This is a genomic window from Snodgrassella sp. B3837, from assembly GCF_026535955.1.
Lineage (GTDB): Bacteria > Pseudomonadota > Gammaproteobacteria > Burkholderiales > Neisseriaceae > Snodgrassella > Snodgrassella alvi_E.
Genome location: NZ_JAFNPI010000015.1, coordinates 456 through 25069 on the forward strand (window position 1 = coordinate 456; position 24614 = coordinate 25069).

A 24614-nucleotide genomic window follows, 5' to 3' on the forward strand; every position below is an offset into this window, starting at 1 on the left:
GCCGGTGGGGAGGTGGACGGGGTGGCCGATCCTTGTGGCTGCAGTAATTTTAGAAGATAGATAGCCGACGGCAACAGAGGTAGTGGCAAAGCAAAAAAATTTGTTACAAATTTTTTTAGGGTTGAGGAGTATTGTAAAAATGCTAGCCGCTAGGGCAACCGGATGTTTGCCGCTTCTGATTTCACGGACGACGATGGGCTCACCACCGATGCGTACGTTGTTGGATACTTTGACGCCGCCGGCATGGTCGTCGGTGACTTTGGCTTCGCAGGTGCTGCGGTCGTTGCTGCGCACGGCCGGCTGGCTGTTGATGTAGACTTTGCTGGAGCCTTCGGCCAGATATTCATCTGTACCGGGCAGATGCGGATGTTTGCGGCAAAGTATTTTGTCATCATCTCTGGGTTTTGCTCTGGGATCAGGTGAGGCTACGGTAGGCCTGTATAGTTGCATGGGAAGGTTTTCAGCAAACTCTACAAAGTCATTTAGTGCATTTGAAGCAATATCGATAAAGCTTTCGGGCTGCTGTGGTTCTTCGCTGCTGTCACTTAGTTCAATGCTTTGATCTATGGCACCTGCGGCGCGGGCGGAAGCTTTGCCATTGGTGCGGGTATTGGGTGATCCGGTTTTGATTTTGCCATCTTCAGCCAAGGGAAATAAATTACTGACCTCTTCAGATAAATCTGATATGACGTCATTAAGTCCAGAAGCTGCGACAGCGATACCAACAAGTGTAGACACTATAAAACCACCGGGAATAAGACCTATTGCTCCATAGCACGCAAGTTCTACTGCTGCGCCGGCTATGTCAGCCCATATTGAAGTATGTAAAAGGATGTCTCCTTCTCGGGCGGCCCAGTAGGTGTCTGCCATGTGTAAACCCCTTTAAAATCTTTTAATTCGTTGTTTGATAGTGCTAATTTTCTAGATTTTTAGCGATATTATCTAAGTATGAGGTTGTGGTTATCTTCTTTGTTTGGGTTGAATCATGTAATTTAATGTTAGGTTGGTTTAAGTTATATGATTTTTATGTGAATTATGTCATTAATTTGATTGTTATGCACTTAATAATTTGAATTGAGTAGATTTTGATTGGTATGGATATTGGTAATAGGTTGTGAGAAAGCTGGGGAGATATTCTTGAGGGTAACGGTTTTGAGAGTTGGGTTTTGGCTGGCTAAACAGGGGTAAGTTGATAGATGTATGTAAATGTTAGCATTGTTTAATTTAGACTTTTTTGTGTTTTTTTGTTTTAAATTGGTATTAAAGTTCAATTTTTTTCTGTTTTTGCTTGTTTCGTGTCAATAAATCCGTTTGGCTTAGATGTTTTAATCCGGTGTTTTGTGGGCTGCTGGGAAGGCGCAAGGCGGACTGGGTATTTGCGACTGATTATGGGTAGCTGATTGGATTACTGTTGATTGGGATGGTGAGAACGGATGGGTGTTAAGGTTCCAGAGCTGGTGTGTCCGGCTGGTAATCTGCCGGCGTTGAAGATGGCGATAGATCATGGCGCGGATACGGTCTATATGGGGCTGAAGGATGCAACCAATGCGCGAAATTTTGCTGGTCTGAATTTTGACTCTAAGTCTGCGGTAGAGGGAATTACATATGCGCACCGGCGTGGGCGTAAGGTGTTGATGGCTATAAATACCTATGCACAGGCAGGAGAAGTAAGAAAATGGCAGCAGGCGGTGGATACGGCTGCCGAAATTGGCGTGGATGCGGTGATTCTGGCGGACTTTGGATTGCTGAATTATGCACACAAGACGCATCCACAACTGGCGCTGCATATGTCTGTGCAGGGTTCGGCAACTAATTATGAAGCAATTAATCTGGCACAAGAGCTGTTTGGTATCCGGCGGGTAGTGTTGCCGAGAGTACTGACACTGCCGCAGGTGGAGCAAGTGATTAAGCATACTTCAGTAGAAATTGAGGTATTTGGCTTTGGCAGTTTATGTGTGATGGTGGAGGGGCGCTGCTTACTGTCTAGTTATGTGACAGGTGAATCTCCAAATACGTTTGGGGTGTGCTCACCGGCAAAATATGTGCGCTGGGAGCAGCAGGCAGCAAGGATGAACGCACGCTTAAATAATATTCTAATCGATCAGTATGCAGCAGACGAGCCAGCTGGTTATCCGACTTTGTGCAAAGGGCGTTTTCTGGTAAATGATGAAACCTATTATGCATTGGAAGAACCGACAAGCCTGAATGTGCTGGAGATTTTACCGCAGTTGTTGTCCATGGGTGTGGCGGCGATTAAGGTGGAGGGACGGCAGCGCAGTCCGGCATATACGGCGCAGGTAACTAAGGTATTGCGGCAGGCGCTTGATTTGGCGGTACAGTGTCCTGAATCGTTTACGGTGCAGCCGCAGTGGCAGCAGGCGTTGGCTAAGGTTTCTGAAGGACAGCAGGTGACGCTTGGAGCGTATAACCGGCCGTGGAAGTGATGAAGGGGTGTGAGTGATGCAACGGGATAAACTGGCTTTGTCTCTAGGGCCGATTTTGTTTTTTTGGCACAAGCAGCAGATTGTTGAATTTTATCAGCAGCTGATTGGCGAACCGCTAGCCACTGTTTATATGGGTGAAACGGTATGCTCGCGCCGGCAGGAGTTGAAAGTAGCAGACTGGATTGATTTGGCGCGCGATGTGGCGGCTGGTGGCTGTGAAGTGGTGCTGTCTTCACAGGTGCTTTTGGAAAGTGAGTCTGATTTAAAACGTTTGCGTAAATTGGTGGAGCAGGAAGATTTCTGTGTAGAGGCTAATGACCTTGCTGCTGTACGGTTGTTGCATGCTAAAGGAATTCCTTTTGTCGCCGGACAGGCATTGAATATTTATAACGAGCAAACGCTGGCGTTGATGCAGTCGCTTGGCGCTAAACGCTGGGTGGCTTCGATTGAGCTGTCAGCCGGTCGGCTGGAGCAGATGATTGCGGCGGTACCGGATGTAAACTGTGAGGTGTTTGGCTGGGGGAGAATGCCGTTGGCCTATTCTTCTCGCTGTTTTACGGCGCGCCATTACAATCTGAAAAAGGACAGTTGTGAATTTAAATGCTTGGAGCATGCAGATGGTTTACCATTGCTCACGCGTGAGCAGCAGGCTTTTTTAACGATTAATGGTATACAGACGATGTCTGCTGGTTGTCATTCTTTACTGGCACAATATCAGCAATTGCAGGCAATCGGGGTAAACCGTTTTAGGCTTTCTCCACAAGCACAACATATGGTGGATACGATACGGCTACATCAGCAGGTGATGGCTGGTGTACTGGAAACAGAAACGGCTTTGTCTGAGCTCAAAGGGTATGCCGGTGGTACGCTGGTAGATGGCTACTGGCAGGGTAAGGCAGGAATGAATCAATGCAAAGAGGTGATGTATGCAAATACCTGACAGGGTAATGCCGGGATTGCTGAAAAATGTGGTGGAAAGGCTGCCGGCTAAACCGCCGGCATGGTTGCTGGTACAGACGTTGAATCAGCTGCTAAAAAGAGAAATTTTGCTGGCTGATATGTCATTGCTAGCCGGACGTTTATTTCGGGTTGACGTGGCTGACTTAGGATTAAATCTATTTTTCAGTGCTTCGGAGCAGCGGTTTATGGTCTCGGATGTTAGTACTGACGTGGATTTGTGTCTGAGCGCAAATACTGCTGATTTTATGAAGATGTTGTTACGGCAGGAAGACCCGGATACGCTGTTTTTTAATCGCCGGTTAAAAATTGAGGGTGACACGGAGCTTGGGCTGATTGTTAAGAATTTGCTTGATAGTATAGATTGGTCGACTATTCCGATGATGAAATCATTGGTAAAGCAATGAGTTTGTTTTATTGATGTAATGAAGATAATTCTGTGGCCGGTATCATGTCGATACCGGCTTTGTGGTTTTAAAGCAGATGGTTAGTTCGCCGGACGACGGCAGGCTATCATGTAGTTGACGTCTAGGTTTTCGGTAAGATGGTAGTGTTTGGTTAGCGGATTATATGTGAAACCGCTACTGCCCAGCCATTCGAGACCAGCCTGCCGGCACAGACGCGCCAGCTCGGCCGGTGTGATGAATTTGTGGTGATCATGGGTGCCGCGGGGCATCAGTTGTAAAATGTATTCGGCGGCAATGATGGCTTGCAAATAGGATTTTGTGTTGCGATTGATGGTGGAGAAACAAACAACTCCGCCGGGTTCCGTCAGTTCGGCACAAGCTCTGACTACGCTGCCAGGATCAGGAACGTGTTCCAGCATTTCCATACAGGTAACGGCACCAAAGCTGGCCGGCATTTCTGCGGCTAAATCTTCTACACTGACTTTACGGTAGCTTACATTGCTGATTTGCTCCTGCATGGCGTGCAACTGGGCTATTTTGAGCGATTTTCCGGCTAAATCGATGCCAGTCACGCTGCTGGCGCCTGCTTTGGCCATAGCTTCGCTTAGAATACCGCCTCCACAGCCTACATCCAGAATTTTTTTGCCGGCCAGTCGAGCATAGCGGTCGATAAATTCGAGACGTAATGGATTAATGTCGTGCAATGGTTTGAATTCACTGTTTTTATCCCACCATTTGTGCGCGAGCTGGCTGAATTTGTCAATTTCGCTAGCATCAACGTTGGCCGGGGCCTCCGGTAGATGAGTATGTTCCTGAGTTGGGGTATTCATGATTATTTTTCCTTGGTTGCGGTGGTTTTAGCCCACAAGGCAATGATATTGTTTTTTTCACGCGGGCGTGCTCCCGACCAGATTTCGTGCCATGGTTGCGGAGGTTCGGCTTTGGGGTCGCGGGTCACTAAACGGTATTCACACTCAGGATTGTCTGCCTGCAAAGGTATCCAGCTATATTGCTGCCAGGCAATGCGGGTACTGAAATTGTCGTGATTGATACTGATGCAGGCATGCCGATCGCTGAATGCCTGTAACTGCTGTTTGCTCAGGCTGTTTTCCATTTGCTGAACCACTGGCCGTGCCGATTTGGCCGCATCCAGCCAAGGCAAAAACAGGGTCAATAGCAGTGACCATACTAATAAAACTCCGGCTGCCCAGTTGGTTACTGCTTGTCGGCCACGGATATGCTGGCGGGTAATGGCCCATAGCCAAAGTGGTGTCAACACGCAAGCGACAATCAAGGGAAAGTAATTGACATCGTAGCGGTAATAGGGACTGAAATAAACGGCACGGGCAGCCAGTTTGGCCGGCCAGCCATAATTCATGGCGATGAAGCCAAGCCAGAGGAAAAGTGCCAGAAAACCAAAAGCCATGATGCCAAACCAGTTGAGGAAAGCGATGGCTCCGCGACGCAGTGCATCCAGCTGGGCGGCTCCGAGTAAGGCCATAGGTGGCAGCACGATTACCAATAAATCCTGATATTGCAGCGGCAGCAAGGCAAAAACTGGTAGGCATAGACTTAGCCATACGATAGCAAGCACGCCCCAGCGCTGTTTTTTTAACTTGCCGCGCGTAGCAGTCCAGATGGCCAGAGGCCATGCAGGAAAGGCAAACCAAAGCAAATTTTTTAAATAGTATCCAAGCGAGAAGTGTACTTCTTGATGTTGAAAACCACCAAAAGGGGCGAGAGCATGATACTGCCACCACAGATTAAAAATATTGGCAGCGGTCTGATGCAGAGCAAGTGGCCAAACTATCATTAGAGGTAGGGCACAGAGCAGGGATATCAGTAAAACTAGATAATAGCGACGGCGACGCCACTGAGGGTAAAAAAGCAAGCTGAACGCTACCAGCATCAGCAGTAATGGCCACAATAGGCTGCCGGTCAGAGACAGTACAGCCCAGCCACCGCCCAGCATCATGCAGGCCATCATGATGCGACGATCTGACAGGGAAAAACCATACCAGCACATGGCAGAACCAAGAAATAGGATAATGCTGTCGTTGATAAAATGAGCTGGTATTAGAATGCCGGTACAGCCGAGTAATATGAGAATGGTGATGCGTCCGTAGCCACGGCCAAGAAACTGGCGTCCGGAACCGCCGATGCAGGCAAACGTACACACAATCAAAATGACATTGGTTAGACGCGTGGCTTCAAAGGCGTCCATTTGGTTGGGGCTAAATAAATGTTGGCATAGGGCAGACAACCAAATGTAGAGTGGGGAGGCTTCCCAGTTTATTTCGCCAAAAATAGTAGGAACTGCCCAGTGTGCCTTGTGCCACTGGCTGGCGGTGGTGAACAGATAAGGTTCACCTGGTGTCCATAAATCATGATGCAATACCCCCGGCCACAGCCACACGAATACCAGTAACAACCAAAGCCATGAACGCTTTTTATTCATGCTTTGTGAGCTGGGTTTGCTGGGTGTATAGGTGAGCATAGGTGATTAACAGCTGTTTAGGGTGTGATATAGGCTTTATGTTAGCGGAAAATGCAGTAGGCAGCCAGATGAGGCTGCCTGTGGCTACGATGATTAGGGCGAAAATTAATCCTAATCAAGGTGTTTGCTTAGATTCACCTGTGTCAGTGGTACTTTGCGGGTACGGTAGCGAAGTTTGTGATACAGGTAAAAGGCAGCAAATACTGGGAGACCCATATAGGTAATAGCAAAACGCTGCCATTTGAAATCACCATGTAGTAATAATTGGCTGTCTTGTCCGATAATCACCAGAATACACAGTAATAGCGCCAGAATGGGGCCAAATGGAAACCATTTAGCGCGATAAACCAGTGAATTGATGTCGTTACCCTGCTGCACAAAGGCGCGGCGGAAACGGTAGTGACTGATGGCTATGCCTAGCCAGGCAATAAAACCAGTTAGACCGGAAGCAGCTACGATGTACTCGTATGCACCTTCGTCCACACTTTCCAGCAAAAAAATCGCCAATACAACAATGGCTGTAGCCAGCAAAGCCAATACGGGCACGCCGCGCTGGTTGACTGCTGAAAAGCGCCGGTGTGCCATGCCATCTTTACCCATGGCGTACAACATACGGGTAGAAGCATACAGGCCTGAATTACCGGCAGATAAGATGGAAGTGAGAATAACCGTATTCATCACGGCAGCGGCAAAAGCCAGCCCAGCTCGCTCAAACACCAGTGTAAACGGTGATTTGGCAACCTGATCCACGTCAGCACCGAGTAAGGCATCACTGTTATAAGGAATCAGCAGGCCAATTACTAACATGGCTAAAATATAGAAAATCAAAATACGCCAAAACACTTGTTTGATGGCTTTGGGAATGCTTTCCTGCGGGTTTTCTGATTCGCCGGCGGTAATGCCGATGAGCTCGGTGCCCTGAAATGAAAATCCGGCAATCAAAAATACACCGAGTACGGTAAAGAAACCACCCGACCAGCCATGTCCGAGTATCGGTGCGTCGCCAATGGTGAAGTTGCTCAGGCCGACATACTGGCCGCCAAGAATGCCGAAGATGGTCAGCACGCCAACGCCGAGAAACACGATTACTGTGACTACTTTAATCAGAGCAAACCAGTATTCAGATTCACCATAGGCGCGTACAGACAGTATATTGAGCATAAACACCAGAGCAAAGAACAGCAAACTCCAGCTCCATGCCGGCATAAAGCGCAATGGTTCCCAATAGGTAATTACCAATGAGGCAATGGAGATGTCTGCAGCCACGGTAATCACCCAGTTAAACCAGTAATTCCAGCCCAGCGCAAAACCCAGCGACGGATCAACAAAGCGGGCTGCATAAGTGGAGAATGAACCGGAAGTAGGCAGGTAAGTGGCCATTTCGCCTAGTGAGGTCATGAGAAAATACACCATAATTCCGATGGCCATATACGCCAGTAAGGCGCCACCAGGGCCGGCATCGTGAATCGCGCTGCCACTGGCCATAAACAAGCCTGTACCAATACTGCCGCCAATGGCAATCATTGACAGATGGCGGGTTTTCAGATGGCGTTTAACTTGGTTGGGAGAGGAATTGGCGTCTGTCATTCTGATAATGTGTAACTATATGCGCCGGTATGTTGTAATTGAGCAGAACTGCACTACCTTGCGGCCAACTTCAGGCGCGCACCGGAGGTACGGTGTGACATACCGGAATGGATTGTCTATTTTAGGGTTTAATAGCGTATGCCGGATATTTTTATCCTTTTTGCATACTGGGTTTTGTTGCAAAAGTCTTTATTATAACAAATTGTATGCATTACTGGCATGAGAATTCAGAGGTAACGCTCTCCATGATAATATTTACCATTATTCAGCATAATTATATTTTCGGGCCAGCGCAGTGCAGCCAGATGCATCTGGCTGTCTGTCACAGCAATGGCTTTTTTGCGTTCCCGCCAGCGTGCACCAATGGAAAAATCCACGCAAAATACCTGACGTTGCTGCCCCAGCCAATGTGTTGGAGGCTCCTGAAACAGTTCTTTGCGGTGTTCGGCTATGCCAGCGCCATACCAGCTGCGCCAGTAATGGCCGATTATTACCGCCACAGGGTCGGTATACTGCTGCCACCACGGTTTACGTACTGTGAAGCGCCAGCGGCCGTTGATATAAAAAGGCTGTTGTGTGATGGCCTGAATGCCGCTGGTGAGCGCACGTATTGGATTGTGACAGCTGCGTAGTAGATCATAATGGGCTGTACCTGCTTGAAACGTCATCGGATAGTGCTCATTTTCCAGGTCTTTATTTAATTGCCGCTGCTCCTGCTGGTATGGTTCGTACCATTGCGTATTTCGGAAATCATCTAAAAAGCGGTCTTCCCAGTAATGATATTGTTTTACCAGTGAAGTTTCACTGCATTCTAGTAATTTATCAATACTTTCCGGCAACCACGCAGCGTGAACGATGCGCAAATCGTCCCGTTGCAGAATTAATGGCCATTGTGCGATGGTTTCCTGTAATTGCCTGCGTTGGGCAGCGGGATAATGCTGCCATGGCGCGAACCGTGCTTCATCCTGTGGCCGGTTATCAAAATACCAGCCAGCTCCGTCTTTGGGATCGTTAATTAATAAGTTGAGTTCATGATTACCGATGATGGTAAATGCGTTTTCAGAGGCGGCGGCCTGTATCACCCAGTCAAGAACAGCAGGGCTGTTTGGCCCACGGTCGCACAAATCGCCAACAAACACGAGTTTACGTCCGTGTTGATGGCGACCGTAATCATCGTAGCCAAGAAAGTGTAATAACTGCTGTAAAGCTTCCCACTCGCCATGAACATCACCAATCACGTCCAGCGCGGTGTTGGGTAAGGGGCGGATAAAGGTACTTAAGTCAGAATACTTCATTTTAATGGCCTGTGTTAACAGACCTGACTGCTGTCTGTGCGAATATTTATTATTTTAAAAACAATATTTAATCAACTAAATCCAATTAACATAGCACAAAATATTCAAGTATGCCAATTCCCCGCTATAAATGTCCTTTTATGTATGATTAATGTCAGTAAAAGTGTATGGAAATGATTTGGCTATAAATATTCAATAATTAAGGAGCTGACTAAAAATTAGATATTTACCGTTAGATTATTTACTGAGCAGATATCCAGAAACGAAAACTTATCCGCTAACATCGGCTGTTTGTTTTGTACTTAAAAAAACGAATAAATTCAATGTATTATTTTCAATAATAGCTACTTAGGTGTTCTTGATAACTCCATTAAACGTTTATATTTGTTTCCAATGCCATGAGTACCTTAAACTGACCATTGGCTGGGAGGTCTTTCGCTTACTCATTGCTATTACCAGTCTGCTATTTTCCGTTTGTGTCCCTGTTTGATGTTTAGAAACATTCTGGGCAATTCAGACAAAATATTTATTGTTAATAAAGTATTAAGGCATATCGTGCTCTAACATCTGGCAATAACGTATTTTGCAATATGCATATATTTATTAGTGTTTTCTGGAAATGAGCCGATGAAGATATGGGCATGTTTAACAGCAATTGTACGATAGTGTGTTGGCCGCTATTCGCATGTGGATAAGGTAACGGTTATTTGCGTTGGCATTTAATGTCTCTATATAACCCATTATCCGTGATGTGTTCGGATTGTCGTTATTATTGCTGAAATTAAAATATTAATTTCAATTGTTTATTTTGAGTAGTATTGGTTGTTAGTGTGATTGATTGCTTTTGCTGGTAAATGATTTTGCCAAGCTGCTTGATTTCAGCTAAAATCTGGCCTCTTTAGTATATTTGCACCTATAGCTCAGTTGGAAGAGTGTCGGTTTCCGAAGCCGGAGGTCACAGGTTCGATCCCTGTTGGGTGCACCAAGTTAGCATTTAAGGGTTTCAGGATGGCTGAAACCCTTAAATTTTGCTATCTGTACATTTGTTTAAAACAAAATTTCAAACAAAATATAAGTTTTAATCACGCAGTGTTTAGACAGTGCTACATGAAAAACTGTACTGTATTGTAATTAATGCGCTGGTAAGGGTTGTAAGGATTCAGGTTTGATTGTGGCTGTGTATCAGTAGGGAGCGGCCTACATAGCGTCTAGTTTGAATCATTCGTAATATTATGATTAAGGCTGATGCGGAACGTGGCTATTTGTACTGTTGCTAGATTTTTTTCTAATCAGTTCTGAAATTTTTACTATCTGTAAGCAAAATTTGATCTTGATATTTTTTGCTAAATTGAGTGTACAACTGGTACCACCTATTATGATTATTACAGCGGTGGTTATTTTACATAAATCTTTCAAGGCAATTGCTGCTATCGATACGATACTTACGCTGGCTGGCGTGTTGTTAATAGATAGCAAGTTAAGGCAATAATAATCATTATGCTGTATAGATAATTGTTGCTCAATTAAAGCGTGCCTTTTTTGAAAGCCAATGATTTCGAGGCTACGAATCTGAAATTAGTAGGTGGGTATACTGCTGTCTACTTCTCGTGACCATGCATCGATGCCGCCCTTGAGATTATAAAGATTTTCGAAGCCGGTATCCTGTAAATACAATGCTACTTGCATGCTGCGCATGCCATGATGGCAGTAAATTACGATTGGTTTATCGTCCGGTAATTCGTTTTGGCGCAAGGGAATCATATTCATCGGAATATGGAGATACCCAGGAATAGCTGCATACTGGACTTCGTTGTCTTCGCGTACGTCAAGGAGGACAAAATCTTTTTTTTGCTGCTGCCATTGCTGCAATTGTGCTGCATTTATTGTCTGAATGGTCATATTAATAAATTGATTCTGTGTGATGTGTATGGATATTAATCTAATTTGATAATGTGGCTGTATGCCTGCTGGCATTTGCTTTGTTAGCCGGATCAAATGATACCTGTGTTTGTCTGAATATGCCAATGCAGCACAGCTGGCAGTAGCTCAGACTATTGGCTAGCTTAATTGTAGTGGCAGTATCGAAGAGGCTGGATTTTTGCGTGAATTCTGTCTCGTTGTATGATGATTGGGCGCTTACTTAGGCTGCCATTTGCCATCATTGCCTTTATGATAAACCTTTTCGACAGCAGCCCATGCTACTCGGAACGCAATGGTTTCTGCATCGCTATTATCGCGGCGTTTTTTCGGATCCTGATATTCTGCTATGGCGTGATTAAATGCTTCTTTGAATATGTCTTGCGCATGTTCCGGTAAAGCGTTCCGGACTGATGCAGGTAGATCACTACGGTGCTGATAAGGCATGATATTGCTCCCGATTTTGTTTCTATAGCCTAGTAAATCGCAATAAGTGGCTTAATGCAATCAGTTTTTCTAATTATGTTTTTGTTTTAACTAGGTTTTAATTTTTTATTACTTAAAGAGCGAAGATGACGGACAGATGGATGGACTGTATGCGGCCGATACCAATAGGCAAGAGAAGTCAAACATGTTGTTTGGCGTATGTATGCATACTGATTGGACTGTTGATTTGCTGGCTGAAAGCTAAGTGCTAGATATGGCGGAGAAGTTAGTGTACTGCAATATTTGAATTTGAGAATGCACAGGCAGCACCGTTGCCGTAATGGCTACAAGTGCTGCTTTTTAAGAAAACGATAGAATCAGAATCTGAATTGATTGGGTGCCGGTGTTTCCAGACTGTGTAATGCAGGTGCTACGGTTTCGAACAGTACGGTTTCTTTAAGCTGATTATTCTGGCGCTCAAACAGTATGGCACGCATTACTGGCGCTTCACCAATAATGGCTACCATGCGGCCATCTTCAGCCAGTTGCTCAAGTAGGGTGGCTGGCAGGGTAGGCAGAGAACCGCCTACGTAAATGGCACTGAATGGAGCGCCAGGTAGCTTATCTGCTAATCCGTCGCAGGTTTTGTAGCTGATATTGGTGTAGTCAAGGTCGCTGAGAACGAACTGAGCACGCTGCTGTTGTTCGGCATCTATATCTACAGAGATGACTTTGCCGGCCATTTTTGCCAGTATGGCCGTGGCGTAGCCAGAACCGGTACCAATTTCTACTACGGTATCGGTGAGGTTGAGTTGTAATGCCTGAATCATGCGTGCGACTACTTTTGGTTCAAGCATTTTGCCACCATTGGCCAGTCCGAGTGCCTGATCTGTATAGGCTACTTCCTGTTGCTGTGGCAGAACAAAGCGTTCACGCGGAATATCGGATAATACATCTAGTAAGTCGAAATTTAATACGTCCCATGGACGGATTTGCTGCTCAACCATGTTATAGCGGGCGGTATTGAAATCCATGTCTGCTCCGAAAGGCTGATTACCCGCGCGGCGGGTGGGTAATTAAGTAGGTTTGTATTATAAAAACATTGTTATGTGATGTTGGATTGGGTACACCACATGAATTTGACCCAGAAAGATTATAAAACTATTTACGTTGTGACAATAGGGCAAAGGCAGTTGCGGTGTAGACGAATATCTACGAGCAGGCTCATTGTGATTGGGTAAGGTTATGTCGACATGTCGAAAAAGCACAGGTTGTAGTGGTTTGTCAGATAAATGATGCGTGATGCTGCAACGTTTAGCTTTGGAGTCGGAAGAGATCTATTGTTTATCTTCTGCAGTGTGGCTCTGCACAGGGGGTAATCGGTAGGTTTTGACTTATTATATTAATAGGACGCAAGTAGTGGTTTTCCGTTACAATGCCGCCGTTTGCAAGCTCTTTCAGTTTGCAGTATGTGTAATAAATACTCTATATACTGTTTTGTTCAGTGTTGGCCAATCTATAGTCAGTAAGGAAAAAATATGTGGCAGCAGAAATGGATAATCGGCAATTGGAAGATGAATGGCAGTCAGTCGGCAAGCCGGCAACTGCTACAAGCATTGCTGAAACCAGTAGATGTAGCTGCGGCTTATGTTTACTGTGGTGTGGCGGTGCCGAATGTTTATCTTGCCGGAGTGAATGAATTCACGCGTGATACATCGCTGGCGGTAGGGGCACAAGATGTGAGCCGTTTTGCTGCAAACGGTGCTTTTACTGGAGAAGTTAGTGCGCAAATGCTGGCAGATGTGGGTGCGCAGTTTGTGCTGATCGGACACTCTGAGCGGCGGCAGTATTTTCACGAAGATAATCAAGAATTGCTGATTAAGCTGCAAAACAGCATGGCAGCAGGCCTGCTGCCGGTGCTGTGTGTGGGGGAAACACTGGCTGAACGTGAACAAGGACAGGAGCAGGTAGTAGTAAGTGCACAGCTGGATGTGCTCGCCAGTCTTGGGATGAGAGAAGTGGTGGTGGCTTATGAGCCAGTATGGGCAATTGGTACCGGCAAAGTGCCGTCTGTAACGCAGATCGCTGCGATGCATCAGCTGATTTATCAGCAAATCTTGTCTTTGTGTGGTGAAGATGTTAAAATCCGCGTCCTTTATGGCGGTAGCGTCAACGCTGGCAACGCGGCTGAAATTCTGGCTGTGCCACATGTTGATGGTGCGCTGGTTGGCGGAGCCTCGTTGCAGGCTGACAGTTTTGCCGCTATTATTCAGGCTGCATATGCGCCTGCTTGATAAAAGTTGATATCATGGAAGCATTCAAAACCCTTATTTTAATCGTGAATATTTTCGCGGCGCTGAGTGTTATTGTGCTGGTGCTAATGCAGCAGGGCAAAGGTGCGGATGCGGGCGCAGCATTTGGTTCCGGTAGTGCTCAGGGTGTATTTGGTGCTGCGGGCAATGCAAATTTTCTCAGCCGCAGCACAGCGATTGCGGCCACTATATTTTTTATTACTTGCTTGGCTTTAGGCTATATTTCCACGCACCGCCACAGCGGCTTGGATTTTAGTAATGTGAAGCAACAGCAAGTAGTGGTACCGGCTAAGCCAGCAGCTGCCAGTGCACCGGCGGTACCGGTGAAACCGGCACAGAAGCCGCTGATACCGGAATAGGAATTTTTTTACAGTTACATGCCGACATGGTGAAATTGGTAGACACGCCATCTTGAGGGGGTGGTGACCTCAGGTCGTACGAGTTCGATTCTCGTTGTCGGCACCATATTAGAAACAAACGATACACAACAGGTATATTCAGGTATGCAGGTTAGCTAAACAATTGAGCTAATATGTATTGTTGATTTCAATTGGATGATAGGGCAGCCTATAGGGGCTGCCCTTTTTATTTATGGCGAATATATCTGAACGTGATTGGGTAGGATGAGTTGATTAATTATGTTTATACAGAGGTATCAGACTGTAAAGATTGTCTGTCTGTTTACCTGTTTGGAATGAACCTTAGTTTATGGAAAAATCCTGATGACCAATACTGATCCTTTTGCCTATTTAGAAGACTTAAACGATGAGCGCACTCTGGCATTGATTCAGCAGGCGGATGCAGCGACTCAGGCTGAGTTTGCAACAGATGCTGAGTATGAAGCAGTACGTGATGATATGGTGACAATACTGCGTGATGAGCAGCAAATACCGTTTTGTCAGGAACATCGTGCACGCATGTATCATTTTTATCAATCGGTTGAATTTCCGAAAGGTGTGTATCGGGTATGTTCTGCTGCCAGTTATCGTGCTGGTTTGCCTGAATGGAAAATTCTGTTTTCTGTGGCCGATTTTGATGAACTGCTTGGAGATGATGTGTATTTGCAGGGTGTGGCACATTATGTGCAGGCGCCCGAGCATGTGCTTATCAGTCTGAGTGCCGGCGGTGCTGATGCAGCCTATACCATTGAGTTTAATTTAAACGAAGGCAAAGTGGTTGAGGGAGGTTTTCATTTTCCTCTGAGTAAAAGCATCATTAGCTGGCGTGATACAGAAAGTGTATGGATATGTCCGGCATGGGATGAGCGGCAGCTGACTCAGGCTGGCTATCCACGGCAGGTATGGCTGATGCAACGCGGGCAAACCTTTGCGCAGGCGCAGCCAGTGCTAGAAATGCCAGCTGATGGCATGATGGTGAATGCATGGCGTTATTTAGATAGTCAGGGCGCACCGATTGATTTAATTGAGGCGGCAAGCGGCTTTTATCACAAGCAATATTATCAAGTTATGGCGGATTTAAGTGCCAAACCGCTGGGACTGCCTGATGATTGTGAACTGATGGGCTATCTATACGGGCAGTTGCTGGTGCAGTTGCGCAGTGGCTGGCAGCGTGCGAACCGAAGTTATCCCGCCGGTAGTCTGGTTGCAGTGAAATTACATAAAGGTGAGCTGGGTGCTGCTGAAGTGATTTTTCAGCCTAAGGCCACTCAGGCAATTGAAAGTATTGAAACCACACGGCGGTTTGTATTGGTGTCGATACTGGATAATGTACGCAGCCGTTTGCTGGCGTGGCAATTTGGTGGCAATGGCTGGCAGGAAGTTTCATTGCCCAATCTGCCGGATGGTGCGCTTGAAATTACAGACCAGCCTTGGGGCGGCGATGTGGTCTATCTGGCAATCAGTAGTTTTTTGGATCCTTTGACACTATATACGCTTGATGTGCATCTGGGAGAATTGTGTGTGATGCGGCGACAGCCGCAGCAGTTTGATGCGGCAGGGATGCAGGTGAAGCAGTTCAGTGCTACTGCATCTGATGGGACGTTTATTCCTTATTTTCATGTTGGTAAACATATGAATAAGGAAATGCCCACTATTGTTTATGTTTATGGTGGCTTTGGTATGCCTCAGCTACCCTATTATCTAGGTAGTATTGGTCGGTACTGGTTGGCAAAAGGTTATGCATTTGTACTGGCAAATATTCGTGGCGGTGGTGAATTTGGACCTCAATGGCATGAGGCTGCCCGCGGTATTCATAAGCATGTCAGTGTAGATGATTTATTGGCAGTGCTAGATGATTTGTATTCTCATGGGCGAACCAGTGCGATGCATACAGCAATTCAGGGCGGTAGTAATGGAGGGCTTGTGGTGGCTGCTGCATTTTGCCGCCAACCGCAGTGTATGGGGGCGATGGTGTGCGAGGTGCCGCTTACGGATATGTTGCGCTATCCTTATCTTTCAGCCGGTTCTTCATGGGTAGATGAGTATGGTGATCCTGTTGATTCGGTTGAAAAAAATGCATTGCTTCAACTTTCTCCCTATCATAATTTGGGCAAATTGCAACACTACCCACCTGCTTTAATTACGACTAATCTTCATGATGACCGTGTACATCCGGCCCATGCACTGAAGTTTTTTGCACGTTTGCGTTCGTCCAGACAGCCAGTATGGCTGGCTGTACCCGACACAGGTGGGCATGCAGGGGGTGTGACTCAGGAAAATACCGCAGCAGAATTGGCGCTGATTATGAATTTTTTATATAAAACGATTGCTGGCGATGATTCAATCTAAATCTAATAACTTGTGGCAAAAAAACAGGCTGTGCTAATATGGCTGCCGCTTGTCGTGTAATCTGCGCAGGGTGATAAGTAAAAATGCGCTGAAAATCGCTGAAAACCATAGAAAATACGGCAAAAAACAATTTGAATGGTAAACTCTATTTTTATTAGGTACAATAATATCAACAACTAAAAAGTTGATTAATTCAATTAACCCTGTCCGTATCGCAGCGGGCAAAGAAAAGAAAGATCAGTCAATGGATAACAATATCGAACAACGCGTGAAAAAAATTGTTGCAGAACAATTAGGCGTGAGCGAAGCTGAAGTAAAAAACGAATCTTCATTTCAGGAAGATTTGGGTGCTGACTCACTGGACACCGTTGAATTGGTAATGGCTCTGGAAGAAGCATTCGGTTGCGAAATTCCTGATGAAGAAGCTGAAAAAATCACTACTGTGCAACAAGCTATCGACTTTGTTGGCGCACACCTGAATTAATTCCGTGTAGTGTTGGTCAAATTCAAATTCCTCTGTCGAACTAAGGTGCCAAGTATCGCCTGATTCGGTAGAGGTTTTTTTCTTACGAGCAAATTATGAGTAAAAAACGAGTAGTCATTACCGGCCTGGGTCAAGTATCTCCTGTGGGTAATGATATCACCACAGCATGGCAGAATTTACTTGCAGGTAAAAGCGGCATTGGCACGATTACCCATTTTGATGCTTCGTCTTTAGTTTGCCAGATTGCTGGTGAAGTTAAGAATTTTGATGTAACGCAGTACATCAGTGCGAAAGAGGCACGCCGGATGGATTCTTTCATCCATTATGGTGTGGCTGCTGCTCTTCAGGCGATAACCGATGCAGGGCTGGATGATATTCCGGGTTTGGATAAAACCAGAGTAGGGGTAAATATTGGTGCGGGTATCGGTGGCTTGCCGGCAATTGAGGCCACTGCACGTACTGTAGTGGAGCAGGGTGCCCGTAAAATCAATCCATTTTTCATTCCCAGCTCACTGATTAATCTGATATCTGGCCATGTTACGATTTTAAAAGGTTATCAGGGACCAAGCTACGGTATGGTTTCTGCCTGCACTACTGGTGCGCACAGTATCGGTGATTCTGCACGCCTGATTAAGTATGGCGATGCGGATATTATGATTGCTGGCGGTGCCGAAGGCGCCATCTGTGAGTTGGGTGTGGGTGGTTTTGCTGCCATGAAAGCACTATCTACCCGCAATGATGATCCGGCCACAGCCTCCAGACCATGGGACAAGGATCGTGATGGTTTTGTGATGGGTGAAGGTGCTGGTGTAATGGTGCTGGAAGAGTATGAACATGCCCGTAAGCGTGGTGCCACGATTTATGCTGAGCTGGTTGGATTTGGTATGAGCTCCGATGCATATCATATTACTGCTCCGAATACTGAGGGTCCGGCTCTGGGGGTGATGCGTGCTCTGAAAGATGGTGGCCTGAATCCAGAAGATATTGATTATGTAAATGCGCATGGTACCTCCACTCCGCTGGGTGATGTGAATGAAACCAACGCATTAAAATTGGCTTTAGGCGAACAGGCCAGAAAGCTAGTGGTGAATTCTACTAAATCGATGACCGGCCATCTGTTGGGCGGTGCTGGTGGTGTGGAAGCCGTTTACACTGTAATGGCTATTCACACGCAGAAATCTCCGCCTACGATTAATATCTTTGAGCAGGATATTGAGGCAGGCTGTGATTTGGATTATTGTGCTAATGAAGCACGGGATTTGCCGATTCGTGCAGCTATTTCCAATTCATTCGGTTTTGGCGGTACCAATGGGTCGCTGGCGTTTAAGCGTTTTGAAGATTAAGCGCTTTTGAAGTCCGCAATGTACACACAGGTTGTCTGATTAACAGGCAGCCTGTGTTTTTATATTAGCCGACCGACGGTAACCTGGGTAGCTGCAGAATAATGTCGGCTACGGTAAAAAATTTGCGCGACAATCAGGTAAATTTGCTGATATTCAATGTGGATTACCAGTTTTTGCTATAGATGTTGCAGCTTGAGCTTGGTTTTTTGGATACAATGTGCTGCCTGTTGCAGCCTTAATCCAGATATTTCAGTGATTACTGATGTGCAGCAGTGCTCTAAGCCGGCCAGGGTTTGGCGGAAGTTTGTTATAGGGAATATTTGTCATGAATATTGGTGTACTGGGTGCGGGAGCGTGGGGTACTGCGCTGGCCATTCATTTTGCCCTACATTCGCATAAAGTATGGCTATGGACCCATAATATACAGCATGTGCAGCAATTACAGCAGCAGCGGCAGAATCAGCGTTATCTACCGGGTTTTGATTTACCGGAAAATTTAGCTGCTGTGGCAGAGCTGGCCTCAGCCGAGTTAATTATTATTGCTACGCCGGTGGCAGCTTTACGGCAAAGTGCGCAGAAGCTGGTGGATGCTGGCTTGAGTGATGTACCCATTATTGCAGCTTGCAAAGGATTCGAGCAGCAAACCGGTTTACTGCCGCAGCAGGTGCTGGCGGAGGTGATGCCTAAGAATCCATGTATCGGTGTTTTATCCGGCCCGAGTTTTGCTCAGGAGCTGGCACAGCAGCTGCCCTGTGCGGTAACACTGGCATCAGAAAATTTTGTTTGGATTCAGGCGCTGGCGGCGAGTTTGAATAATACCGTTTTGCGTTTGTATGCCAATGCAGATGTGATTGGGGCGGCCGTTGGTGGTGCGGTAAAGAATGTCATGGCGATTGCAACAGGTATTGCTGACGGATTGAACTATGGTATTAATGCGCGTGTTGCGTTAATGACGCGCGGTATGGCGGAGATATCCCGTCTGAATCAGGCGCTGGGTGGTCAGGCTGCGACGTTGATGGGACTATCGGGTATGGGAGATTTGATTCTGACCTGTACCGGCTCGCTGTCGCGCAATCGCAGAGTAGGGTTGCTGCTGGCAGAGGGTAAATCACTGCCGGAAGCGCTTACTGAACTTGGACATGTGGCGGAAGGTGTATATACTGTCGAGGAAGTTTGCCGACAGGCTGCTTCGCTCGGGGTGGATATGCCAGTAGCCTGTATTCTCAAGCAATTGTTTGATGGTTGCATAGAAGTTCAGGAAATGGCTGAAATACTAATGGAACGTGCACCTAAGACGGAATAATAATCAAATTCAATAATGAATAACAATTTAAAGTGGCAGCATGGAAATTCAGGCATTCATGCTGTGTATTCTGAGGATGGAAGCGGGTAGGGAATGGAAAATCAATTAGAACAACTGGAAGATTGCATTAAGCGGCTGGTAATACATTTTAATTCTCTTCTGGCTGAAAAGCAGCAGCTGACACAGCAACTGTCATCGGTAAAAGAAGAAATGCAGCAGCAGAATGAAAAATTTCAGACTGAACGTGAACGGATACGAAACCAGCACGAGCAGGAAAAATTACACTTGCAGGAAAGCATGCAGACAACGATTGATGGATTAATTGCTGAAAAAAACCGTTATACTTCGGTAATTAAGGCATCCAGTGATGAATTACAGCAATTGCTGAAACGCTTGCCTAAGGCGCAGGAGGAATCCTAATGGATGAAATTCAACAGGTTCGTGTGGAAATTCTTGGTCGTCCTTTTAATATCGGTACGCCCAAAAGTGAGCATGAAACATTGATGCAGGCGGTAAAAATGCTCAATGAAAAGATTGCTGCGATTCAAAGTTCCGGACGAATTGTTGAAACAGATAAAATCGTGATTATGGCTGCGCTGAATTTAGCTCATGATTTACTCAAGCTTACGGTACATGGTAATTTGGAAATCGGTGATTTTGAGCGTAAAATGCAGGATATGATTCAGCTGTGTGAAAGTACCCTCACTCTTGTGGTAAAATAACTTTTTCTTCCCCTGCTGTGTTCGCAAGGACATATATTCCTTTGAACCAATAATTCGCTTTTTTGGCGGTTGGGTAATGGTGGGCGTGAGCATTCTGTGTGAATGAACCCGAAGCCATTCGATACTGCCAGCCTTGTCCTCAAGGTTCAAGCGGATAGCGTCCAAAACGGCACATGTGGGGGAAACCCATTTGAACAGGCTGTCTGATATTTCAGGCAGCCTGTTTTCAGTTGTTGCCAAATGTGTATTGCTAAATCACATTGTTCAGGATTAATCTTTCGCGTTTGATCGGGTGGAATACCAGTCATAGCTGCATATGAAAAGTTGTTATTTGCGATAAAAATCTGCTTTTTTATAATAAAATTCATTATTTACTGCTATTTTCATTTTTTTTGAAAATATATTGGTCTGACTGGGTTAAGTATGAGTACGTCAATCCGCGCTAAGATGTTTCGCTATTTCAGAAGTACGTTTTTCAATCTTTTTTGAGATTGCGCTATTATCATTGTATTTATCCCGGCGATGGAATGTGCAAATCAGGTAGAATTATGGTGGCTGTGTTCTGTCCTGAAACCTGCTGTTTTAGCTGAAGCTTTATCACCTTGTTTCACATCTGTTGTCGCTTTCTATGTGAACGGTGAGTGTTTAATTCAATTCTCTTGAGCCAGACAGTTAATGTACTGGCGTGAAAAGTGCTATGTCTGACAATTCTCCTTATATTCCGCTGCGGCTACATACCGAATTTTCTATTGAAGATGGCATTGTGCGGATTAAAGAAGCGGTGAAACGTGCCAGTGAGCTCGGTTTGCCGGCACTCGGTATCAGTGATCTGATGAATGTGTTCGGCATGGTGAAGTTTTACAAAGCCTGCCGCAATGCGGGTATTAAGCCGATTATGGCAGTGGATGTGCGGGTGGAAAATCCAGAGCAGCCGGATAAACCTTTTCGTCTGATGCTGGTGGTAAAGAATCATGGTGGTTATCTGCGTTTGAATCAGTTATTGACTGACGCTTATGTAGGGGAAGACCGCAATCCGAATCAGCCTGTTATCCGCCAGCAATGGCTGGCTAATGGGGATAATAGTGGTCTGATCTGTCTGTCCGGGGCGCAGTATGGTGAAATCGGTCAGGCTCTGCTGTCGCAGAAGCCGGAGCTGGCTGCACAGGTGTGTGCTAAATATCAGCAATGGTTTGGAGAACGTTTTTATCTGGAAGTACAGCGTTTGCCTGAACGGCCGGAATGGGAAGCAGTGGTGGCTGGTAGCGTTGCGCTGGCTGCTACACATCAGATACCGGTGGTGGCGACGCATCCAGTGCAGTTTATGGATGCAGCAGACTTTCAGGCACATGAAGCCCGTGTATGTATTGCCAGCGGCTATGTTTTAGCTGATAAACGGCGTCCGCATGATTTTGTTCCAAGTCAGTATTTTGTGACGCCTGAGGAAATGGCTGAGCGGTTTGCCGATATTCCGGAAGCGCTGACTAATACCGTAGCAATTGCACAAAGTTGTAATTTGACGCTGACACTGGGCGAGCACTATCTGCCGTTGTTTCCGACACCACAAGGAATGACACTGGATGATTTGCTGGTGCAGCTTAGTAATAAAGGGTTGCGTGAGCGTATGGCGTTTCTGTATCCGGATGAGGCTGAGCGGGCTCAGAAAATGCCGGAATATCAGCAGCGGCTGGATTATGAGCTGGGTATTATTATTCAGATGCAGTTTCCAGGCTATTTTCTGATTGTGCAGGACTTCATTAATTGGGCTAAACAGAATGGCTGTCCGGTAGGACCGGGGCGTGGTTCAGGTGCGGGCTCACTGGTGGCGTATTCGCTGAAGATTACTGATTTGGATCCGCTGCGCTATAACTTGCTCTTTGAACGCTTTCTGAATCCGGAGCGGGTATCGATGCCTGACTTCGATATCGACTTTTGTCAGGAAAACCGTGGGCGTGTGATTCAGTATGTCCGGCACAAATATGGTGTGCCTGCGGTTAGCCAGATTGTAACTTTTGGTACGATGTCGTCCAAATCGGTGGTACGCGATGTGGGAAGGGTATTGGATTTGCCGTTTGGTTTGTGTGACCGTTTATCCAAGCTAATACCTGTGGAGGCCAATAAGCCGTTAAGTTTAACTAAGGCAATGGAAGCAGAACCTCAGATACAGCAGCTATTACGCGAAGAAGAGGCTGAGGAACTGATGACGCTGGCGTTAAAACTGGAAGATTTGACCCGTGGGTTGGGTATGCATGCCGGTGGGGTGTTGATGGCACCGGGTAAAATTGCCGACTTCTGCCCGATTTATCAGGCCAGTGGTGAAGATGCATCGCCGGTTTCCATGTTTGATAAGGATGATGTAGAGCAGATAGGGCTGGTGAAATTCGACTTTCTTGGATTGCGGAATTTAACCATTATTGAAATGACGCAGAAATTTATTCTGGAGACGACCGGCCAGAAAGTTGATGTTAATCATATTCCATTAGATGATGCGGCTACTTACGCCAGCATTTTTGCCAAGGGTAATACCACCGCTGTTTTCCAGTTTGAGTCGGTGGGCATGAAAAAAATGCTGATAACCGCGCGTCCGACTAAATTTGAGGAAATTATTGCTTTTGTGGCCTTGTATCGGCCGGGGCCGATGGATCTGATTCCGGACTTTATCCGGCGTATGCACGGTGAAGAAAAAGTGGAATATTTGCATCCAAATCTGGAACCGGTGCTTAATTCTACCTACGGTGTAATGGTGTATCAGGAACAGGTGATGCAGGCGGCGCAGGTCTGCGGGGGGTATACACTAGGTGGCGCCGATTTATTGCGGCGAGCTATGGGTAAGAAAAAGGTTGAGGAAATGGTGAAGCATCGTGCCATTTTTGAAGCCGGAGCCGCGGAAAAGGGCATTGATAAGCATACTGCCAACGAAATTTTCAATTATATGGAAAAATTCGCTGGTTATGGTTTCAATAAATCTCATGCGGCCGCTTATGCGCTGGTGTCGTATCAGACGGCATGGCTGAAATGCCATTATCTGGCGGAATATCTGGCTGGTACGATGTCCAGTGAGTTGACCAATACTGACCAGCTAAAAATCTTTGTCGATGATGGCATTGAAAATGGTATTACTTTTTTGCCGCCCAGTATTAATCAGTCTTTTTATCGGTTTACTCCGAACAATCAAAAACAGATACGCTATGCATTGGGTGCGATTAAGGGCACTGGTGAGGGTGCAGTAGAAGCGATTGTGCGAGCACGTGAAACAGGCGGGCCATTTACAGACCTATTTGATTTTTGTCAGCGGGTTGACCGCCAGCATATCAACCGTCGCACTATTGAAGCGCTGGTGCGTGCCGGTGCCTTTGATGAACTGAATCCGAATCGGGCTCAGTTGCTGGCCAATATAGGATTGGCTATGGAAAATGCTGAACAGGTGGCAGCCAATGCCAATCAGGGTGGGCTGTTTGATCTGGTGGAGGATGCGATAGAACCCTTGCAGATGGAAGAAGTGGCGCCATGGTCTCTGGCTGTGAAGCTGGCAGAAGAAAAACAGGCCATGGGCTTTTATTTTTCTGGTCACCCTTTCGAGCCTTATGCTGATAAGGTGCGTGCACTGGTGGGTACTAAGCTCTCTGCGTTAAAACCATCCAATAATAAACAGAAGGTAGCCGGATTTGTTACCGGTGTACGCTATATTATGGGAAAACGTGGTAAGTTTGCTGTGGTGCAGCTGGAAGACGGCACTGATAAGCAGGAGGTGGTGGTAGCAGGGCAGGCCTTGGAAGAATACGGCGCCAGTCTGAAAGCGGATCAGGTGCTGATAATGGAATGTAAGGTAGCGGTAGATGAATACAATGGCGGTGATGGTTTGCGTATCACCGCAGATGATGCATTTACTTTGGCTCAGGCCAGTGCGCGTTATGCGCGCAGTCTGCAATTATATATTGCTGCTGATGCGCCAATTCAAAAGCTAGCTGATTTGCTAAAGACTTATTGCGGAGAACAGGCGCATGTACCGCTAAAATTCTGCTGCCGCCACCAACATGCTTATGGCGAGCTACGCGCAGATAAAAGCTGGCTGATTAGGCCAGAAGCTGTTTTGTTTGATAGCTTGTATTCTTTACTAGGGGATGAAGCGGTACATGTAAGCTTTTAAATAGGATTTTATTGCTTTTTCATGTAATT

At 46.2% G+C, this 24614-nt stretch carries 21 protein-coding genes, 2 tRNA genes and 1 other RNA gene; 17 read left to right on the forward strand and 7 right to left on the reverse strand.

The features are described from left to right. Positions 1 to 162: 162 nt before the first annotated feature. The 5 genes from J3U67_RS05085 to ubiT all read left to right on the forward strand — a co-directional run bounded on the left by J3U67_RS05085 (position 163) and on the right by ubiT (position 3808). A complete protein-coding gene (locus tag J3U67_RS05085; RefSeq protein ID WP_267404098.1) occupies positions 163 to 423 on the forward strand; it encodes a hypothetical protein in 261 nt (86 codons plus the stop codon). Positions 424 to 565: 142 nt separating this feature from the next. Beyond that, positions 566 to 775 (forward strand): hypothetical protein, encoded by a 210-nt coding sequence (locus J3U67_RS05090; RefSeq protein WP_267404100.1) that lies wholly within the window; start codon positions 566 to 568, stop codon positions 773 to 775. Between the two features lie 658 nt (positions 776 to 1433). Beyond that, a complete protein-coding gene (gene ubiU / locus J3U67_RS05095) occupies positions 1434 to 2444 on the forward strand; it encodes a ubiquinone anaerobic biosynthesis protein UbiU (RefSeq protein WP_267392102.1) in 1011 nt (336 codons plus the stop codon). A gap of 16 nt (positions 2445 to 2460) precedes the next feature. Beyond that, positions 2461 to 3384, forward strand: a complete 924-nt coding sequence (locus J3U67_RS05100) for a U32 family peptidase (protein WP_267392195.1) — start codon at positions 2461 to 2463, stop codon at positions 3382 to 3384. Continuing rightward, positions 3371 to 3808 (forward strand): ubiquinone anaerobic biosynthesis accessory factor UbiT, encoded by a 438-nt coding sequence (ubiT, locus tag J3U67_RS05105; RefSeq protein ID WP_267392103.1) that lies wholly within the window; start codon positions 3371 to 3373, stop codon positions 3806 to 3808. Before J3U67_RS05100 ends, ubiT begins: the two co-directional genes overlap by 14 nt. Before the next feature lie 80 nt (positions 3809 to 3888). Here the strand turns inward: ubiT and ubiG are convergent, their stop codons facing one another. From ubiG to J3U67_RS05125, 4 genes are all read right to left on the reverse strand, one after another. Beyond that, positions 3889 to 4638, reverse strand: a complete 750-nt coding sequence (ubiG, locus tag J3U67_RS05110) for a bifunctional 2-polyprenyl-6-hydroxyphenol methylase/3-demethylubiquinol 3-O-methyltransferase UbiG (RefSeq protein WP_267392105.1) — start codon at positions 4636 to 4638, stop codon at positions 3889 to 3891. Between the two features lie 2 nt (positions 4639 to 4640). After that, the gene (locus tag J3U67_RS05115; RefSeq protein ID WP_267392106.1) at positions 4641 to 6305 is read right to left on the reverse strand and encodes an ArnT family glycosyltransferase; all 1665 of its coding nucleotides are present in this window, start codon (positions 6303 to 6305) and stop codon (positions 4641 to 4643) included. 111 nt (positions 6306 to 6416) lie between these two features. After that, positions 6417 to 7829, reverse strand: coding sequence for an amino acid permease (locus tag J3U67_RS05120; RefSeq protein ID WP_323811371.1), 1413 nt, complete (start codon positions 7827 to 7829; stop codon positions 6417 to 6419). A 290-nt stretch (positions 7830 to 8119) separates the two neighbouring features. Continuing rightward, the gene (locus J3U67_RS05125; protein WP_267392108.1) at positions 8120 to 9187 is read right to left on the reverse strand and encodes a metallophosphoesterase; all 1068 of its coding nucleotides are present in this window, start codon (positions 9185 to 9187) and stop codon (positions 8120 to 8122) included. Positions 9188 to 10096: 909 nt separating this feature from the next. Here J3U67_RS05125 and J3U67_RS05130 point away from each other — a divergent pair. Further along, a tRNA-Arg gene (locus tag J3U67_RS05130) sits at positions 10097 to 10172 on the forward strand. A gap of 590 nt (positions 10173 to 10762) precedes the next feature. Here J3U67_RS05130 and J3U67_RS05135 read toward each other — a convergent pair. The 3 genes from J3U67_RS05135 to J3U67_RS05145 all read right to left on the reverse strand — a co-directional run bounded on the left by J3U67_RS05135 (position 10763) and on the right by J3U67_RS05145 (position 12564). Further along, on the reverse strand, positions 10763 to 11086 hold the full coding sequence (locus J3U67_RS05135) for a rhodanese-like domain-containing protein (RefSeq protein WP_267392109.1): 324 nt from the start codon (positions 11084 to 11086) through the stop codon (positions 10763 to 10765). Positions 11087 to 11323: 237 nt separating this feature from the next. Then, the gene (locus J3U67_RS05140) at positions 11324 to 11551 is read right to left on the reverse strand and encodes a ChaB family protein (RefSeq protein ID WP_267392110.1); all 228 of its coding nucleotides are present in this window, start codon (positions 11549 to 11551) and stop codon (positions 11324 to 11326) included. A gap of 356 nt (positions 11552 to 11907) precedes the next feature. Continuing rightward, on the reverse strand, positions 11908 to 12564 hold the full coding sequence (locus J3U67_RS05145; protein ID WP_267404102.1) for a protein-L-isoaspartate O-methyltransferase family protein: 657 nt from the start codon (positions 12562 to 12564) through the stop codon (positions 11908 to 11910). A gap of 504 nt (positions 12565 to 13068) precedes the next feature. On the opposite strand from J3U67_RS05145, the gene tpiA reads away from it, so the two are divergent. The 11 genes from tpiA to dnaE all read left to right on the forward strand — a co-directional run bounded on the left by tpiA (position 13069) and on the right by dnaE (position 24585). Beyond that, positions 13069 to 13824 carry a triose-phosphate isomerase gene (tpiA, locus tag J3U67_RS05150; protein WP_267404104.1) on the forward strand — a complete coding sequence of 252 codons (756 nt, stop codon included), beginning with the start codon at positions 13069 to 13071 and terminating at the stop codon, positions 13822 to 13824. Between the two features lie 14 nt (positions 13825 to 13838). Continuing rightward, positions 13839 to 14201, forward strand: coding sequence for a preprotein translocase subunit SecG (gene secG, locus J3U67_RS05155; RefSeq protein ID WP_100151827.1), 363 nt, complete (start codon positions 13839 to 13841; stop codon positions 14199 to 14201). A gap of 20 nt (positions 14202 to 14221) precedes the next feature. Beyond that, positions 14222 to 14307, forward strand: a tRNA-Leu gene (locus J3U67_RS05160). 254 nt (positions 14308 to 14561) lie between these two features. Continuing rightward, positions 14562 to 16589, forward strand: a complete 2028-nt coding sequence (locus J3U67_RS05165; protein ID WP_416384678.1) for a prolyl oligopeptidase family serine peptidase — start codon at positions 14562 to 14564, stop codon at positions 16587 to 16589. Between the two features lie 244 nt (positions 16590 to 16833). Further along, the gene (gene acpP / locus J3U67_RS05170) at positions 16834 to 17073 is read left to right on the forward strand and encodes an acyl carrier protein (RefSeq protein WP_025331393.1); all 240 of its coding nucleotides are present in this window, start codon (positions 16834 to 16836) and stop codon (positions 17071 to 17073) included. A gap of 95 nt (positions 17074 to 17168) precedes the next feature. Next, positions 17169 to 18416, forward strand: a complete 1248-nt coding sequence (gene fabF / locus J3U67_RS05175) for a beta-ketoacyl-ACP synthase II (RefSeq protein WP_267404108.1) — start codon at positions 17169 to 17171, stop codon at positions 18414 to 18416. 325 nt (positions 18417 to 18741) lie between these two features. Further along, positions 18742 to 19719, forward strand: a complete 978-nt coding sequence (locus J3U67_RS05180; RefSeq protein WP_100151824.1) for an NAD(P)H-dependent glycerol-3-phosphate dehydrogenase — start codon at positions 18742 to 18744, stop codon at positions 19717 to 19719. A 93-nt stretch (positions 19720 to 19812) separates the two neighbouring features. Beyond that, a complete protein-coding gene (locus J3U67_RS05185) occupies positions 19813 to 20139 on the forward strand; it encodes a hypothetical protein (protein WP_100140510.1) in 327 nt (108 codons plus the stop codon). Further along, a complete protein-coding gene (locus J3U67_RS05190) occupies positions 20139 to 20441 on the forward strand; it encodes a cell division protein ZapA (RefSeq protein ID WP_100140509.1) in 303 nt (100 codons plus the stop codon). Before J3U67_RS05185 ends, J3U67_RS05190 begins: the two co-directional genes overlap by 1 nt. Before the next feature lie 6 nt (positions 20442 to 20447). Then, a non-coding RNA gene (ssrS, locus tag J3U67_RS05195) (6S RNA) lies at positions 20448 to 20627 on the forward strand. Positions 20628 to 21138: 511 nt separating this feature from the next. Then, the gene (gene dnaE / locus J3U67_RS05200) at positions 21139 to 24585 is read left to right on the forward strand and encodes a DNA polymerase III subunit alpha (protein ID WP_267404113.1); all 3447 of its coding nucleotides are present in this window, start codon (positions 21139 to 21141) and stop codon (positions 24583 to 24585) included. Positions 24586 to 24614: the final 29 nt, after the last annotated feature.